The 15530-nt window shown below is 36.6% G+C and carries 20 protein-coding genes; 7 read left to right on the forward strand and 13 right to left on the reverse strand.

Going from position 1 to position 15530, the window contains the following annotated elements; all coding sequences use genetic code 11:
* Nucleotides 1-32 precede the first annotated feature (32 nt).
* The 6 genes from EBF12_RS11815 to EBF12_RS05790 all read left to right on the forward strand — a co-directional run bounded on the left by EBF12_RS11815 (nt 33) and on the right by EBF12_RS05790 (nt 4376).
* Complete coding sequence (locus tag EBF12_RS11815) at nt 33-209, forward strand: BspA family leucine-rich repeat surface protein (protein WP_244196400.1); 177 nt, start codon at nt 33-35, stop codon at nt 207-209.
* On the forward strand, nt 202-438 hold the full coding sequence (locus EBF12_RS11820) for a BspA family leucine-rich repeat surface protein (RefSeq protein ID WP_244196401.1): 237 nt from the start codon (nt 202-204) through the stop codon (nt 436-438). The genes EBF12_RS11815 and EBF12_RS11820 overlap by 8 nt, the downstream gene beginning before the upstream one ends.
* 260 nt (nt 439-698) lie before the next feature.
* A complete protein-coding gene (locus EBF12_RS05770) occupies nt 699-1301 on the forward strand; it encodes a hypothetical protein (RefSeq protein ID WP_244196402.1) in 603 nt (200 codons plus the stop codon).
* A gap of 104 nt (nt 1302-1405) precedes the next feature.
* Nucleotides 1406-3067 (forward strand): DUF262 domain-containing protein, encoded by a 1662-nt coding sequence (locus EBF12_RS05780; protein ID WP_121726806.1) that lies wholly within the window; start codon nt 1406-1408, stop codon nt 3065-3067.
* Nucleotides 3068-3264: 197 nt separating this feature from the next.
* Complete coding sequence (locus EBF12_RS05785; RefSeq protein ID WP_121726807.1) at nt 3265-3666, forward strand: hypothetical protein; 402 nt, start codon at nt 3265-3267, stop codon at nt 3664-3666.
* Nucleotides 3666-4376 (forward strand): SIR2 family NAD-dependent protein deacylase, encoded by a 711-nt coding sequence (locus EBF12_RS05790; protein WP_121726808.1) that lies wholly within the window; start codon nt 3666-3668, stop codon nt 4374-4376. The genes EBF12_RS05785 and EBF12_RS05790 overlap by 1 nt, the downstream gene beginning before the upstream one ends.
* Before the next feature lie 386 nt (nt 4377-4762).
* On the opposite strand, the gene EBF12_RS12190 is transcribed toward EBF12_RS05790, so the two are convergent.
* The 13 genes from EBF12_RS12190 to EBF12_RS05855 form a co-directional block, all read right to left on the reverse strand.
* Nucleotides 4763-5005 (reverse strand): WCX domain-containing protein, encoded by a 243-nt coding sequence (locus tag EBF12_RS12190; RefSeq protein WP_482793327.1) that lies wholly within the window; start codon nt 5003-5005, stop codon nt 4763-4765.
* A gap of 112 nt (nt 5006-5117) precedes the next feature.
* Nucleotides 5118-5708: a helix-turn-helix transcriptional regulator gene (locus tag EBF12_RS12195; RefSeq protein ID WP_121726810.1), complete on the reverse strand. Its 591-nt coding sequence runs from the start codon at nt 5706-5708 to the stop codon at nt 5118-5120.
* A gap of 97 nt (nt 5709-5805) precedes the next feature.
* Nucleotides 5806-6522, reverse strand: a complete 717-nt coding sequence (locus tag EBF12_RS05805; RefSeq protein ID WP_121726811.1) for a YebC/PmpR family DNA-binding transcriptional regulator — start codon at nt 6520-6522, stop codon at nt 5806-5808.
* Between the two features lie 90 nt (nt 6523-6612).
* Nucleotides 6613-7293: a hypothetical protein gene (locus tag EBF12_RS05810; protein WP_121726812.1), complete on the reverse strand. Its 681-nt coding sequence runs from the start codon at nt 7291-7293 to the stop codon at nt 6613-6615.
* A gap of 17 nt (nt 7294-7310) precedes the next feature.
* The gene (gene hemB / locus EBF12_RS05815; RefSeq protein ID WP_121726813.1) at nt 7311-8276 is read right to left on the reverse strand and encodes a porphobilinogen synthase; all 966 of its coding nucleotides are present in this window, start codon (nt 8274-8276) and stop codon (nt 7311-7313) included.
* A 17-nt stretch (nt 8277-8293) separates the two neighbouring features.
* Nucleotides 8294-9556, reverse strand: a complete 1263-nt coding sequence (locus EBF12_RS05820; protein WP_121726814.1) for an ArsS family sensor histidine kinase — start codon at nt 9554-9556, stop codon at nt 8294-8296.
* A gap of 9 nt (nt 9557-9565) precedes the next feature.
* Nucleotides 9566-10246, reverse strand: a complete 681-nt coding sequence (gene arsR, locus EBF12_RS05825) for an acid response regulator transcription factor ArsR (protein WP_167444792.1) — start codon at nt 10244-10246, stop codon at nt 9566-9568.
* Between the two features lie 365 nt (nt 10247-10611).
* Nucleotides 10612-10953, reverse strand: a complete 342-nt coding sequence (locus tag EBF12_RS05830; RefSeq protein ID WP_121726815.1) for a CiaD-like domain-containing protein — start codon at nt 10951-10953, stop codon at nt 10612-10614.
* On the reverse strand, nt 10935-11225 hold the full coding sequence (locus EBF12_RS05835) for a hypothetical protein (protein WP_244196403.1): 291 nt from the start codon (nt 11223-11225) through the stop codon (nt 10935-10937). The genes EBF12_RS05830 and EBF12_RS05835 overlap by 19 nt, the downstream gene beginning before the upstream one ends.
* A 25-nt stretch (nt 11226-11250) precedes the next feature.
* Nucleotides 11251-12138 (reverse strand): tRNA 2-thiocytidine biosynthesis TtcA family protein, encoded by an 888-nt coding sequence (locus EBF12_RS05840; RefSeq protein ID WP_415579714.1) that lies wholly within the window; start codon nt 12136-12138, stop codon nt 11251-11253.
* A 3-nt stretch (nt 12139-12141) separates the two neighbouring features.
* Nucleotides 12142-12459, reverse strand: a complete 318-nt coding sequence (locus EBF12_RS05845) for a hypothetical protein (RefSeq protein ID WP_121726817.1) — start codon at nt 12457-12459, stop codon at nt 12142-12144.
* Between the two features lie 13 nt (nt 12460-12472).
* Entirely contained in the window at nt 12473-13792 is a 1320-nt protein-coding gene (locus EBF12_RS05850; protein WP_121726818.1) for an MFS transporter, read from the reverse strand.
* Between the two features lie 46 nt (nt 13793-13838).
* Nucleotides 13839-14354, reverse strand: a complete 516-nt coding sequence (locus EBF12_RS05855) for a peptidylprolyl isomerase (RefSeq protein ID WP_121726819.1) — start codon at nt 14352-14354, stop codon at nt 13839-13841.
* Nucleotides 14355-14509: 155 nt separating this feature from the next.
* Here EBF12_RS05855 and EBF12_RS05860 point away from each other — a divergent pair, with 155 nt between their 5' ends.
* Nucleotides 14510-15526, forward strand: coding sequence for a hypothetical protein (locus EBF12_RS05860; protein WP_244196404.1), 1017 nt, complete (start codon nt 14510-14512; stop codon nt 15524-15526).
* The last annotated feature ends 4 nt before the right edge of the window (nt 15527-15530 follow it).

Below are 15530 nucleotides of genomic sequence, written 5' to 3' on the forward strand. Positions count from 1 at the left end.
AAGAAAATCTTGTCAAAGATGAGAGTATCCATTTGGGTGATATTGATACAAGTGCTATTAATTATATGGGTGGGTTGTTTTACAATTCTACACGCAGGGACTTTAGCGGGATAGAATCTTGGAATGTGAGCAATGTAACTCATATGAATAGTATGTTTAAAGGGGCAAAATTTTTTAACGCTGACATTAGCAATGAGAAGTATGTTTGATGGTGCAAGGAGTTTCAATCAGCCTTTAAACTCTTGGAATGTCAGTCAAGTAACTAATATGTCTCATATGTTTGCGGAGGCAAAGAGCTTTAACCAGCCACTAGATTCTTGGGATACAAGCAATGTAACTAATATGGCAGGAATGTTTATGGAGGCAAAGAGTTTCAACCAGTCGCTAGATTCTTGGAATTTGACTATTAGAGAGTGGAAAATATGTTTTGGTGATTAAATAAAGATGAGTGGCAAAGATTCTAAATACTTAGAATCTACCCCTTTATCTCATGTTTTATTTTAATTTAGCACATTAACTCCCTCTCTTTCTTTTTTATGTGAAATCCCACAAGCCCACGCAAAATCCTCTTACAATTCTGCATACATTTCAATCCATTTGTCATAACGCTGTCAAAGCTCTTTGCTATAACTTCATTTATCAAAACAATAGTACAAAGGAGACAATGCAAATCACACAAAAAAAATCTATTTTCCCTTATGCAAGATTGGCTTAGAGAATGCGATATGAAGATTCTAGGTTATCACAATGACACTAAGGCACAAAAGGCGAAAAAATGCTTTTGTGAATCTCTGCATTTGTTAGAGTTTTTAGACATATTTTCTTATGATTTAGTGTATAGCTCAAAAGAATTTTTCCTAGCAGTAGCAAAGCAATCGCAGAGAGATTTAGGCGTGAGTGAATATGAGTTTGAAACCCTTTTGCAAGATTCCATTGCCAAGCTTAAGAATCTTGCAAAGCTTAGAAATGCACGCATTTATGTTAAAACAGATTTTAGCTTTGGGGCAAATACGAGACCACTCCATGTTCTTGCGATGGCACAAGGGCTTTTGTGGCTTGGATTCGGTCCGCAATATACACAAGCTACCCTAAGCCTTGCAGAGATTTTACAAATGACAAAAGGAATGGTGATAATGCACTATATTAAAAACAAAGGCAAACTAAACATTTGGGGCAATATTTTAGAATATTATTTAATCTATGATGACAATCGCTATGAGTTTGACACACAGGGCAATCTCAAAGATAGCACTCAAGCTAAACTCGCACAAGGTATAACTTTTATAACACTAAATGTTTAGTTTGTGAGTTAAAGCTTTTTTAGCTAGATAGTAGTTTATAAACTATAGCCTTGCTGTTTTTTTGATTATAATACGCATACACATATTACATTTAAGGAGCGACAATGGCAAATGATTTCAAAGTAGAAGGTTTCAATTTAGAGGACTTATTGGCAAATAAAAAGATGTCATATCAAATCCCATCGTATCAACGACCTTATGCGTGGGATAAAGATCAAATTAGCGATTTAATCGAGGATTTGACAGAATCTTATTGCAATGGCAAGGAAGGACAATATTTTTGTGGTTCCTTAGTGATTGCAAAAGGTGCAAATAGTGAGCGATATGATATTATAGATGGACAACAAAGACTTACAACTTTTACCATTTTAGCCTGTGTGATTAGGGATTTTCACATAGACAACTTGGGAGCTGAAAACAAAGATCGCATACAAGATAGCATATATGATAAATATGATAAAGACAAACACAAGCTAAAATTTTTAACAGATGAAAAGTATCAAATTGCCTTTGAAAATAGCGTATTAAGAGAAAATGTTTTACAAGAAAGGCTAAAAGATATTAAAAAAGCACAAGATATAAAGGATAATAGATATTTGCAAAATGCGTATTATCTAAAAGAAAGGCTTAAAGAAGCAATTAGCGAAAATAATATTGGTATAAATGATTTTGTATCGTGGCTTTATACAAAAGTTATTTTAACAAGGATTGAATGCCCTGATGAAGAAAGTGCGATTAGAATCTTTAATGTTTTAAATGATAGGGGTATGCCACTTAGCCCTGTGGATATTTTAAAATCTTCTCTTATGCAGTCATTAGACAAAGAGCGTAGAGAAGCTTTTAAAACAACTTGGCAAGAGATTATGTCAAATTTGAAAACAATGGGATTTTCTATGTATGACACATTAAATGCTTATCTTTACTATGCGATAGCAAAGAATCCAAAAGAGAGACTTGATAAAGAGCTTAAAGTCTATTTTGAGAATATTAAACAAGATTCAATTGCTATTATTGAAGAGATAAAAACATTTGCAAACCACTATATTGAGATGATTAACACTAAAGATAAATATATCTATTGTTTAAAGTATCTGCTTAACCAAATCTATTGGCGAAGCATTTTGTGTGCTGCAAAAATGGTGGATTATAAAGATTACAATAAGCTAAAAGAATTGCTTATGGCTTACTATTACCAAAACCTTATAGGTATGGCAACAGCTAATAGATTTAAGCAAGTTTCGTTTAATGTTATCAAAGCAATCAAAGACAATAAATCAATAGACGAGATAAAAAACATTATGTCTGAAAATCTCATATACTACCGCACAACAGAATCTTATAAAGAATGGCTAGATGATGCAGATGTTTATGATTTGAAGTGGGTAAAACCAACATTGCTTTTGCTTGAATACTTTTCTAAAGATGATGAAATTGGATTTATAGAAATGGATAATAAGCTTCATACAGAGCATATCTTACCGAGAAACCCCAAAGATGAATGGAAAGAAATCTTTAGCGATGAAGAAAGGGATAGAAGGACAAATGCCATAGCTAATCTAACATTGCTAAAATTTAAAAAGAATACTCAAGCTCAAAACAAAACCTATGAAGAAAAACGCGAAGTCTATCTCAACAAAGATAATGTAAGCACAAGCTTTAATATCACACAAGATATTTTTAAACATAAAAAGTGGAATGTGGAAGCGTTAGAAATGCGAGATAATGAGATTAAAACTAAGATAGCAAAAATTATTGATATTTTTTAAAATCTCATTGGAATCCTAACATATATAAACAATGCGATTAAGGTAGCTTTAGCTTAATCGCATTTTGCAACCTATATCTAGTATTTTTGCTTTACATTGTTTAAAATATGTAATTTTTCCATCATATTTCAATCCATTTGTCATAATGCGCTCAATAGATTGTTACACTTACTAAATATCAAAAAAAAAGTTAGCAAATGAATAAACATAAACTCAACAAGATTCTAAAAACCTTGCCTGACACATTTAACTTTAAAGCGGTGTTTGAGCTGGATTTAAAAGATAAGAAAAATACACAACCACACGATACAACCACACAAAAGGATTCTAAAGAATTAGAGTTGCTACAAGATATACAAGCAATAGAAAATGAATGGCTAAATTTTTCCACGAATTACTACGATATGGCTTCTAAAAAATGGGTAGATTATACAACTTATTGGAGTAATCGCATTAAAGAAAAGCTAAAATTTTATGGAATCTTTATAAGTGATAAAGAGATTGAGGCATTAGATATTGACCTAGAATTTTTCTATGAATATGAACTTGATGACTTTATTAGGGAATATAAATTATCAAAGACATCTAAGGAAGTGTAATGGATTCTAAGCGAGTGATGATATTTAGCGGAGCAGGACTTAGTGCGGAGAGTGGATTGCGAACATTCCGTGATAATGATGGCTTATGGGAAGAGTTTGACATTATGGAAGTATGTAGTGCGAGTGGCTTTGCTAAGGATAGAAAAAAGGTGTTAGACTTCTATGATAAAAGGCGGATACAATTAGGGCAAGTCGCCCCAAATACTGCACATAAGATGATAGCAAATCTTAAAGCAAACTATCCACAAGAAATAGTCGTTATCACACAAAATGTAGATGACTTGTTGGAACGAGCTGGGTGTAAAGATGTGCTACATTTACACGGATTTTTACCTGAAGTGCGTTGTGAATTGTGTGAGGCTATCACAAATATTGGCTATCAAGCTATGCCAAAACTTATATGTGAATCTTGTGGGGAAGAATCTTTGCGACATAATATTGTAATGTTTAGCGAATATGCCCCAAACTACGCCTTGCTAGATAGGGAGTTAGAGAGACTAAGGGCTGCAGAGAAAAGCCTTTTTGTGTGTATTGGCACAAGCGGGGAGGTGCTAAATGTCGCACAATTTAGTCAATACGCAAAGCAGAGTGTATTAAATAACTTAGAATCTAGCTGGTTTGATGAGTATTTTGATATGTGTTTTATAGAATCTGCTGTGAGTGTTGCTCCTAAGATTGAAAAGCTAGTGAAAAAGTTTATAGAATCTTAAGAAGTTTAGATTCTAGATTTTGCGTTGTCTTTTTGGCTAGAATCGGCGATTACTTCGCCTCGTGCTTCGTCATTTTGCAAGTGTGGATTTGTGGCTTGCCACTGCATATGTTTAATAAACTCCTTGCACTCGGCTCGTAAAACCCCGATTCTAACTCAAAAATACTTCCGCAGGGCGTTTTGAAATGTGCTAGATTCTAAGCTAACTTGTCATACTGAGCGTAGCGAAGTATCCAATATGCAATCTAAAACAGATTTTTAGCCTACGGCTCAAAATGACAAGAATCAAGAATCTAGATTCTATACACTAAAAGATATTTCATTTTTCAAAAGCTTACATAAGCAAAGCTCTTGCCTACACTTGCAAAAATAACAAGATTCTAAAAGTTAGGATTCCAAAACCCCCAAATACTCTCTCACCCTCTTTTTAATAAAATCTTTAAGCCCTTGTGGCTCTAATACTACAACATTTGGAATCCACATAAGCATTAAAGGGGTAATCTCCATAAAATCTGTAATATGCAAGGTAATATCTAGGCTGCCATCTTTATGTTCTATTAAATGTTGATTTGGTGAGATTTTCTTGCGTTTAAAATATTTGGCTACTTTAGAATCTATCCATAATCTCACTATAAAAGGTTTTGCTTCAGGCACAAACCACGTATTTAAAGCACTATCTAACCGCCCTAATACTTCTTCGCTTACACTTTGCCCTTGTTTTACTTCTTTTATGTCAGTAATGTTATTGAGATAAAACTTTTTTTACTACGCTAGATTCTAGCCCGAGTAGATACCATTCACCATTAAAGTTTAGAATCTTTAGTGGCAATACTTCCCTTTGTGTATGGGTTTTGGCATTGTTGTTAGATTCTTGTAAAAATTTAAAGCTAATGATTGTATGCTCTTTAATAGCTTTTTGTAAAAGCAGAATAGATTTAGTCTCAAGGGTGATTTCTTCTAAATTTGAACGGGTGAAAAACACATTTGTGCTTTGTTTAGGTTGGCTTTTAGATTCTAAGCTTTCAAGTAGGGATAGGATTTGTGTTTTTGTAGCCCCTCCCATACTATATGCAAAGCTTTTTAAAAGTAAAAATGCCATAGATTGCTCTTCATTTTCTTGTGTTGTGTAGTGTCTGTGAAAATAGATTTTATCTTGTTTGTAGCTATACTCTATGCCCATATTTTCCACATCTCGCCGCAATGTCCTAAGGCTTACATTAAACTCTTTAGCTAATTCTTTGGCACATATCACACCATTATTTTCAGGGTTATGAAGTGTGGCAAAAATCTTACTAATACGAGCCATTTCTGTTGCGTAATCGTGGAGTGGCATAGGTAAGTCCTTATGTAGTATGAAAATCTAAGATGAATTTAAACAACAATATAGAATCTAAAATATGTAAGCCTAGATTCTAGGCAGGGCTAGAATCTCACTCAATATTTGTATAAACCGCTTGGACATCATCATCTTCTTCAATTTTATCAAGGAGCTTTTCAATCTCTTGGAGTTGGGTTTCATCAAGTGTGATTGGAGAGGTTGGGATTCTCTGTAGGGTGGCTTTTGAGATGGGAATCTGCAAGGTTTCAAAGCCTTCATTTAATCGCCCAAAGTCTGTATAATCTCCATAAGCGATGTAATATTCCCCCTCTTCATCATTGAGCTTTTCTAACTCTTCAAGCCCATAATCAATGAGCGTAAGCTCTAGCTCTTCAATATCGCTTTGTGTGCGAAACTCAAAGACACTTTTGCGTGAAAACATAAAATCAATTGAGCCATTTGTAAGAATACTTGCATTTGGCGTTTTGTTAAAGTAGCTTTTAATGTTGGCGATTGTGCGGGTTGGGTTGTCTGTGGTGCATTCTATGAATATCAACACCCCATAAGCAGCCTTGCCCTCATAGGTGATTTCACTAAAGATTCCATCTTTGCCGCTTGCTCGTTTGATGGCTGCATCAATATTGTCTTTTGGCATATTTTGTGCCTTGGCATTGGCAATAGCGGTGCGAAGCTTGGCATTCATCGCTGGATCGCCTCCACTCTCTTTGGCTGCAACGGTAATGGCTTTGGCAAGTTTTGGGAAAACTTTACTCATTTTATCCCATCGTTTTTCTTTGGCAGCTCGGCGATATTCAAATGCTCGTCCCATAATATATCCTTTGGATTAGAATCTAAAGGCGGCATTATAGCTAAAGCTTGGTAGATTATTCAATGCTTGGGAAAAGCTTTTATCTTGCTTTTACATTGGGTCAAATTGATAATCTTGCAAAAGCTTGATAATGGCTTGTTTGTTTAGCATAGGCTTTGCTTGAAAGATTCCAAGGTTATTGGCAGAATCAATACATTCTAAAAAATCAAGCAAAATATGATAATGTGGGCGATTAAAAAAGTCGTGGATAATAATGATACTTTGCGGACAATATAAAATCGCATTCAAAGCACAGGCTACGCGAAAGCGTCCATCAATAAAGATTGTATCAATCTGTGAGCGGAGTGTAGAATCTAGACTGACAAAGATACTTTGGGAATAGAGTGGAAAGCTGTGTTTTTGGCTCTCATCTTTTGGGAAGCCCCATTTTTTCACTTCTCCGATGTTAATGGGGTAGAATCTCAAGCGATTGTGGGCAAGGGCATTTTGGATAAGGCTATTTTGGGATAGCTCATTGATAAAAGCAGTGTTAGATTCTACGCTAAAGATTTGTGCTTGTGTAAGGTAGCAAAGTAAAAATGTGCTACCCCCGCAACCAAATTCTATATAGGCTTTGGATTTGAGTGCGTATTGTGTGAAAAGCGTAATCTCTGTGGGTAGGGCATACATCGGTATAAAGCATTGAGAAGTGAATGCTTGTGAAATGGGGGTGTGAGAGAGGGCTTGAGTCTTAGAATCTGCTAGGCATTGATTAGGGCTAGAATCTAGCAAGAAAAGCCTTTAAGATTCTAAAGAAGTTTAGCTATCTCTTTAGTGTGATAGCTAATGATAATATCCGCTCCCGCTCGTTTAAAGCCTGTGAGCGTTTCAAATAAGACGCGTTCATAATCAATGAGATTGGCTTTTTGTGCGTGTTTTAGCATAGCGTATTCTCCGCTTACATTATATACGGCTAAAGGGAGCAAAGTGCGGTCGCGAATATCACGCACAATGTCTAAATAGGCTAGGGCTGGTTTTACCATTAAAATATCTGCTCCTTCAGCTTCATCGGTTAGGCTCTCTAAAATAGCTTCTCTGCGATTAGCACTATCTTGCTGATAGGAGTTTCTATCGCCAAAGCTGGGGGCGGAGTTTGCCACATCGCGGAATGGTCCATAATATCCACTTGCAAATTTAGTGGAATAACTCATAATGGGGATATGGGAGAATCCGCCTTTATCTAAGTAGCTGCGTATTGTGCCTACCATTCCGTCCATCATCGCACTAGGAGCTATCATATCACCCCCGCAGCTTGCAAGGACTAGAGCCTGTTGCCCTAGAATCTCAAGTGTAGCATCATTATCTACACTATTAAGATTCTTATCTAAGATTCCGCAATGTCCGTGGTCTGTGTATTCACAAAAGCATAAATCAAGCGTGATAATCATCTGTGGAAAATGTTTTTTTATAGCTTTTATGGCTTGTGGGATAATGCTTTTATCGCTTAAAGCCTCGCTTCCACAAGAATCTTTATGGGTTGGCAAACCAAAAAGGAGAATATGATAAATGCCAAGATTAAGCAGTTCTTCACACTCTTTAAGAATATTATCAACGCTTAGCTGAAACACATCGGGCATAGAGGGGATTTCATTTTTGACATTTTGTCCTTCAATTACAAAAAGTGGATAGATAAAATCCTGCTTATGTAATCTAGTTTCTTTCACAAGCTCTCGCATAGGGGCTTTTAAGCGTGTGCGTTTTAGTCGTCTAAACATTGTTCCTCTCCTTTTATCTAATCTGCTTTTTTGGGTTTGATGGGGCAGTAGTTTTCTACTACACAATGATGAATAATGAAAACATTGCAACCATCTTCATATTTGTAGCTAAAGTCAAAGCCTTGATTATCAAGGGTGTTTTTGATGATATACATTCCTAAGCCAAAGCCCTGTGATTGGGAGGTTTTTTCATTTTTAAAATATGGCTTGAAGTAGTCTTCTAGTGGATATTGCAGAGCTTCACCTTTGGAGCTTGTGTAGAGCTTATCATTTTTGGTATAAACACGCACTTTGCCATCTGTGCTGTATTTGATAGCATTATCAAGGAGATTTTTTAATGCAATGGCAAAAAGGTCAAAATCTGCTTTGATAAGAGCATTTTCTGTCTCTAGTGTGATAGGGCTAGATTCGTGAATGAGGAGCATTTCTTCAGCGTGATGAATAAGGTCATATAAAAGAAACTCTTGCTTATTGATATGGTAGCTTTGAGAGTTGATTTGCTCAATTTTTGCAAACTCATTGATGAGGTCATTAAGACGCATAAAGGCGGAGCAAAGCTGCTGCTTTTGGCTATCATTTTGCACCATCTCAGCTACAATTCGCCCCTTTGTGATGGGTGTTTTTAGCTCGTGCATAATGGAGCGTAGAAGCAAGGAGCGAGATTCATTGAGATTTTTAATCTTATTTGATGCTTTGTGGAATTCATAATATAATTCACCAATTTCATCTTTTGTGTTTTGCTCATATTGAGGGTTAAATGTCCCATCAGCAAACTGCTTAATTTGGCCTTTTAGAATCTTAAGAGGCATTAGGCTTTTTAGGACGATGAAAAAGACAAAGGTTAAAAGCACAATACCAATGAGTGTGATGATATAAAAGTCTTCATACGATTTGCGGGAGTTATCTTTATAGAGCGTGGTTTCATCGTGGGTTTCAAGCAGGATATAAATGCCATTTTGCGTATTAATCGCTTTTGCAAAAACACCGGTAAAATCCGTGGGCAGCTTATTAATCTCTTGCAAAACGCGTTTAATCTCATCTTCTTCCACGGGGGCAAACTGCATAGTTTGGAGATATTGCTTGATGATTTGGATATTCCCACCATATTGCATTATTTCGTTGATTGTTGTGGTGAATTGTGAGTATCGCAGCTCGGATAAAAGATTCTCATTTTCTATATGATCTTGGATAAAGTAGTAAGAGATAGCAAAAAAACTTAGCAACGCACAAAGAAATAAAATGATGATTTTAAAAAAGATAGAGTGCCGAAAGGAAAGCATAGAATAATCCTATGCTTCAAGCTTGTAGCCAACACCACGCACGGAGATGATGTATTGGGGTTGTTTTGGGTTTTCCTCTATTTTGGAGCGGAGGCGTCCTATGATGACATCAATGCTTTTATTTGAGCTTTCAGGGTTAATAGATTCAGATTCAATAGCAATGGCTTCGCGTGAAAACACATGCCCTTTTTTGCTGATAAGGAGAGTGAGAATCTCATATTCCGCACGGGTAAGCTCTAGCTTTTTGTCTTTGAAGAATACTTGGCGGCTGTATTTGTCAATCTTAAACACACTATCTTTTTCTTTGTCTTGCTCTTTGATACTTTTTTTGTTGTAGCGTCTAAGGAGTGATTGGATTCTAGCTACTAGCTCTTTTGGGTCATAGGGTTTGGAGATGTAGTCATCTGCACCACTTTTAAGTGCTTCGACTTTGTCATCAACATCACTTCGCGCCGAAGAAACAATGATGGGAATACTATTTTGCTTAGCCACTCTTTTGCAAACTTCTAAGCCATCAAGGTTGGGTAAAGTCAAATCAAGGAGCAAAATATCAAAATGTTTAGCATTAACCGCACTCATTCCCGTATAAGGCTCATCATAATTGGTAACATTCATATCGTATTGTTTCAAATAGCCTGTAATAATTTCTGCTAATTCCACATCATCTTCAATCATCAAAACTTCTAGCATTGTTAAACCTTTAGTTTTTTAGTCAGTAATAAAAAGTTAGGGATTGTATAACAAAACACTTTTTAGATAGCTTAAGTATTGTTTGATGAGTGTTGAAAAGTGATATGGAGAAAGAAACCGCCCGAATGGGGGCTTGAGCGGCTCAATAAAGGTTTAGTTATCATCGGTGTGAGCATCTTTGGGAAACAAGGAGGAAGTTGGAGGGGGATAACCTCCTTTGAGACGATGCTCACAATGGTTAATCCATCACCTCGCCCTATCTCATTCAGGCTAAAGGCTAGGGAGAATTTTAAAAGGCATTATTAAACAATAATTTAACAATTATTAACAAATCTTCCAAAATCAGTATATAAATTAAAATATAATTATTTTTTCAATATTTCTAAACGCTCTTGAATCACATTGAGTTGATGCTCAAGGAAGTGGATTGTGATGTGCAGCATAGATTCTATATTGTGGTTATGTTCAGCCTTTAGCCCTTCAAAAAGCACCAAAAGCCGCTCTTGCAGATCTTCTAAAAACTCACATTCTTCTTTTAAAGATTCAGCACTTTTTTGAACTAAGGGCGTTTGGGTGAGCTGTGGGCTTAGATCATTGAACGCATAATAAGAATCTGTAAGCTGGAGGGCGGGAGCTTGTGATTCTTGGGTGAAAGATGGATTTGAGAGTTCATTAATCGTTTCAAGTATTAAATCTTTGAGTTCCATTGGAAAAGCCACCTTTGAAATTGGATTGTTTCATCTTGTGATTGTGGATTGATAAACTGCTCTTTACGCATTTGATTGACTTGTGGAAAGTTATTTTGCATAAGCATAAGGTATTTTATGGCTTGTTGTGCGTCTTTGTTGTTGGGATCTTGTAATAAAATCTCGCGATAGATTTTTAACGCGTCTTCTTTTAACCCGTGCATTTCGTAGATTCTAGCAAGTGTGATTGACTTGATACTCAAAGCCCTTACCCCTATTAAAAGATAAAACATCGCATTGTATAATTATTTTGCTAATTTAAATATTAAGGTAGTTTGTATCACAGAAACTTCCGGCGTGAATGTTGCTAAAGGCATTTTTGAGCGATTTAAAAAAGTTTGGATTTTCACTCTCCATATTTTTTAAAAACTGCTTTGTCACTTCCCTTGCATAAGGCTTTTTATCAGAATCTAGCCAATTAATCGGGCAGTTGCAATCAGGGGCAATGTAGATGTTATTACTTGCGATAAAATCAATAATCTGCCGCTCACGCACAAAAATTAAAGGGCGGATAACTTCTAGCCCATTTTCAGCACGATAAATGGGCGGCATAGAACGCATTGCACCATTATAAGTAAGATTCATAAAAAAGCTTTCCGCTGCATCATCAAGATGATGTGCTAGGGCAAGTTTGTTGTAGCCATACTCTAGGGCTTTGCTGTATAACGCCCCCCGTCTCATACGCGAACAAAAACTACAATAAATTGTCCCTTCTCTTTTGTTTTGCTCCAAAATCTCATAAATATCTGTGCGGTATAGCTCATAGGGAATGCCTAGCTTCTCGCAGTATTCAAAAATATATTCATATTCTCCACCCCTGCCATAATCCACAGTCAAGGCTTTAAACTCAAACTTAAAAGGTGCGTGTTTTTGCATATAGGCAAGGATTGTGGCTAGAAGAATAGAATCTTTCCCGCCGCTTAAGCCTAAAAGGATTTTATCGCCCTCTTTAATGAGATTGTATTGAGCATTTGTTTTGCCTACAACACTTAGGATTTTTTTGCTAATTTTTGGGGCTTGTTTTGTTTGGGACTTGTTCTTAGAATCTGCAATGTTGTTTTGAGATTGTGCTTTAAAATCAAAAGTGGAATCTACACTCCATTTCATCTTAGGGTGTAAGGTCATATTGTGTATGGTATTATTCATTGTTTATTCCTTTGTGGGAGTTTTCAAGTCATAGTTTTTGATAACATCTCCCCATTGTTCTATAAACTCATCATAGGATAATGTGTGTGTTTCAAATCTCTTTTCCTCATCTTTCCAATATCGCAAAAATACCTTATGAGAATCTTTGGGTAATGTTATCTCTATGTAATCTTTGCTGCCATCTGCTGTCTTTATGTAGATAGGCTCATCATCACTTGCTTTAGGCTTTTTGTCTGTGAAGTAGCCACGATTTTGATAGATAAGAAAGCATAGATACGCCCCCATTACTGAAGCGATGATGATTTGTTCGTAGAGCTCCATTGTAACCGCTCTGTTAGTTTTTAAGATTTTTTAGAATCTGCGTTTCATCTGTGAGCGTAGCATCATACTTAATGATAGCAAGATTCTCATTTTCATTGATGTAAAATTCAATCACACCTTGAATCTGCTCGAGCCTTGGTAATGCGTGAGTGATAGAATCATTAAGTGGGAGATAAATATTTTTATGATTTGCTGGATTTGTAAGAAACAAAGCCAAAGCAATAGCCCATATCACACACACCGCAGCAATAATAAGCGAAAGATAAAATAGTCCTATCTCCTCATATAGCCACCCACCGCACATTCCGCCAAGAGCTGAGCCAACATAGCCAAGTGTGGTAAAAATACCAAGAGCTGTCCCCTTTTGATGAGCCTTGGGATAGCGGCTAGCAAGGGATTGCATAATAGGCTCGTGAATGGCAAAACCGATAAAAAAGATTAAAACCCCAGCAGTAAAAAGCATAAGACTATCTTGCGGAATGGCAAATGCCATAAGAAAATAAGAAAGCACAAAGGCGAAAATTCCAAAAAGCATAACAGCTTTAAACTGCCCCTTTTTCTGTGCAAAGACAGATGAAGGACCCATTGCAAAAACACCTACAAGTGCCGCAGGAGCATAGATTTTCCACATATCCCCCTCTGCAAGATTGAAATGATGTGTCAAGGCGAGACTTATGCAAACAAAGGCGAAAATCATCAAAAATTTTTGCAAAAACGCACTTAAATTCATAATAAGTAGATTCTTATCTTTTAACACATCGCTTGTGTCTGTATCATTGAAGTGGTATTTCACACTTGGTGTATCAGGGACTTTCCAATATAGGATAATAAGAGAAAGCACACAAAATGCACTTGTGATAAGAAATAAGGCATTAAGTCCAAAAGTGCTTGCCACAATAGGGCTTAAAAGCATAGCTAAAACAAAGCTTATAAAGATTCCAGCGCCCATAATCGCCATTGCTTTATTACGCTCTTCTTCCTTAACCAAATCGGCAATTTGCGCACTCACCACGCCACCAACAGCCCCAGCTCCTTGCAAAAATCGCCCAATAATCAGCATAGTGATATTTTCCGCAAATGCACATACCAAAGAGCCAAGCAAAAAGATAAATAACCCAATTCCTACGATATGTTTGCGGTTGTATTTATCACTCCAGATTCCAAATGGTGTTTGAAAAATGATTTGTGTTAGGGCGTAGCCACCAGCGGCAAGTCCGGCTAGAAATGCCGTAGTATGAAACTCATCAGTATATAGCCCAATGATAGGTAAGACAATAAAAAGTCCAAAAAATCGCAGACTAGAAATTAAAGCAAGGGAAAAAACAGCTTTCATTTGATTCCTTTTGATGTCGTTGAAATGTATCACTAGAAACTAGAATCTAGCGTGATGAGGCAATAGTGATAGATTCTATAATATCCCCTTGTTTAATACTATCAAGCACCTTGAATGATTGAGAATCCTCTTCTTCAATCCCACCAAAAACCGTGTGCTCTCCATCAAGATGAGGCTGTTTCCCAAAGCAGATGAAAAACTGACTTCCACCCGTATCGCGTCCAGCGTGTGCCATAGATAAAGCCCCTTTGATATGTTTGTGCGGACTTTGCACTTCACATTTGATTCTGTATCCGGGTCCGCCTGTGCCATTACCGATAGGGCAGCCACCTTGTGCGACAAATCCTGCAATTACACGATGAAAACTTAAGCCATTGTAGAATCCACTTTGAGCTAGGGTTGCAAAATTTGTAACACTCTGTGGTGCATCGGTGTTAAAAAGCTTTAAGGTCATTGTGCCTTTGCTTTCTCCATTTGGCGATTTTACCGCTATGAAAGCGTAGTTGAGTATGGTTAGCTCATCTTGTTTGATATCAAATACTTTGAGTTCTTCTCTAAACATTATTTGCTCCTTAAGGTGATTTAAGATTTATAGAGTGAAAGCCGATATTGGCTTAGTCTTAGGTTCTCACATAGATTCTATTATGGATACTATGTAAAAAAGTGCGACGATTCTACCGATATTAGTTTAATAATATTTCAATGAAAGGTTGGCAAGTGGTGTTTGAGCGAGGCGTTCTCTTTGCTGTGTTTATTGCTATGCTGTGTGTGCCAAATCCTGCCTTGCTCTATGGCTCTGAAGATTCTTTACAAGAGGTAATGGAGGGGTATGAAAGCCCACAAAAGCTTTTTGCTCCACAAGAGATAAGCCCACAAAATCCCAACCAAAATTCTAACAAAGACGGAGCAGATTCTATCGCACACAAACACACGCAACAAAACTCGCAGGGCATTTCACCAAGAGATATGAAGCTCCCAAAGTTACCAGATTGGATTTACAGCACGGCAATTATTGAATCTTCTTTTAATGATGGTTCTTTTAAAAAGGGCCTGGGGACATTGCTGAAGAATGGCTTGTATATTACTTCTTCAGAAGTTATCTATAATGGCAGGATTACACCGGCAAAAATTTATGTCAAAATGCAAGATGATTTTAATGAAAATATGATGTGTGTGGCACAGCTTAGCATTAAGGCAATAGATCTTAATTCGGGACTTGTACTTTTAAAAGTGGCGAAGTTTGTAGATAGCTATTGTCAAATGCGTCCTGCAAAAAGCTATTATCAAGATAGAATCTACAAGCATTTTGGTGTTGATATTTTTGCCTCAAATGTTTGGATTAAGCCACATACAGAGGCGTATTATCCTTATTTGAGCAATGATTTTGTATTTATTGAGCAAAGTCTTAAACTTAATAAATTTGCCACATATTATGATTTTGAGAAAAGAAGAGAGCAAGTATATGGCTTTGAAGTGGAGCAGGATTCTTATGAGGAATTTACCTATGGCAGGGCATTTTATGACAAAAATGGCGTGTTTTTGGGGATTATGAGTAGAGCGGGGGTTGGGTATTTACCGGTATTTATTAATCGCAATGTGATTCAGGATTTTTTATGTGATGTGCAGGAGAAAGAGATTATAAATGAGGATTTTGTGCGTAGTGCGTGTAAAAGGCTAGGGAGTAAGAGAGAGCGGTTTTTTACTGATATGAAAGGACACACAAGCTTTTATTAGGTCG

The organism is Helicobacter labetoulli (assembly GCF_003670275.1).
Lineage (GTDB): Bacteria > Campylobacterota > Campylobacteria > Campylobacterales > Helicobacteraceae > Helicobacter_C > Helicobacter_C labetoulli.

Coding starts and splice junctions, on each gene's coding strand:
- EBF12_RS05785 (WP_121726807.1), top strand. CDS start 3,265: ATGAATAAACATAAACTCAACAAGATTCTAAAAACCTTGCCTGACACA.
- EBF12_RS11820 (WP_244196401.1), top strand. CDS start 202: ATGTTTGATGGTGCAAGGAGTTTCAATCAGCCTTTAAACTCTTGGAAT.
- EBF12_RS12195 (WP_121726810.1), bottom strand. CDS start 5,708: ATGCCACTCCACGATTACGCAACAGAAATGGCTCGTATTAGTAAGATT.
- EBF12_RS05850 (WP_121726818.1), bottom strand. CDS start 13,792: ATGAAAGCTGTTTTTTCCCTTGCTTTAATTTCTAGTCTGCGATTTTTT.
- EBF12_RS05820 (WP_121726814.1), bottom strand. CDS start 9,556: ATGCTTTCCTTTCGGCACTCTATCTTTTTTAAAATCATCATTTTATTT.
- EBF12_RS05840 (WP_415579714.1), bottom strand. CDS start 12,138: ATGAATAATACCATACACAATATGACCTTACACCCTAAGATGAAATGG.
- EBF12_RS05830 (WP_121726815.1), bottom strand. CDS start 10,953: ATGGAACTCAAAGATTTAATACTTGAAACGATTAATGAACTCTCAAAT.
- hemB (WP_121726813.1), bottom strand. CDS start 8,276: ATGTTTAGACGACTAAAACGCACACGCTTAAAAGCCCCTATGCGAGAG.
- EBF12_RS05780 (WP_121726806.1), top strand. CDS start 1,406: ATGGCAAATGATTTCAAAGTAGAAGGTTTCAATTTAGAGGACTTATTG.
- EBF12_RS05770 (WP_244196402.1), top strand. CDS start 699: ATGCAAGATTGGCTTAGAGAATGCGATATGAAGATTCTAGGTTATCAC.
- EBF12_RS05805 (WP_121726811.1), bottom strand. CDS start 6,522: ATGGGACGAGCATTTGAATATCGCCGAGCTGCCAAAGAAAAACGATGG.
- EBF12_RS05855 (WP_121726819.1), bottom strand. CDS start 14,354: ATGTTTAGAGAAGAACTCAAAGTATTTGATATCAAACAAGATGAGCTA.
- EBF12_RS05845 (WP_121726817.1), bottom strand. CDS start 12,459: ATGGAGCTCTACGAACAAATCATCATCGCTTCAGTAATGGGGGCGTAT.
- arsR (WP_167444792.1), bottom strand. CDS start 10,246: ATGCTAGAAGTTTTGATGATTGAAGATGATGTGGAATTAGCAGAAATT.
- EBF12_RS05835 (WP_244196403.1), bottom strand. CDS start 11,225: ATGTTTTATCTTTTAATAGGGGTAAGGGCTTTGAGTATCAAGTCAATC.
- EBF12_RS05790 (WP_121726808.1), top strand. CDS start 3,666: ATGGATTCTAAGCGAGTGATGATATTTAGCGGAGCAGGACTTAGTGCG.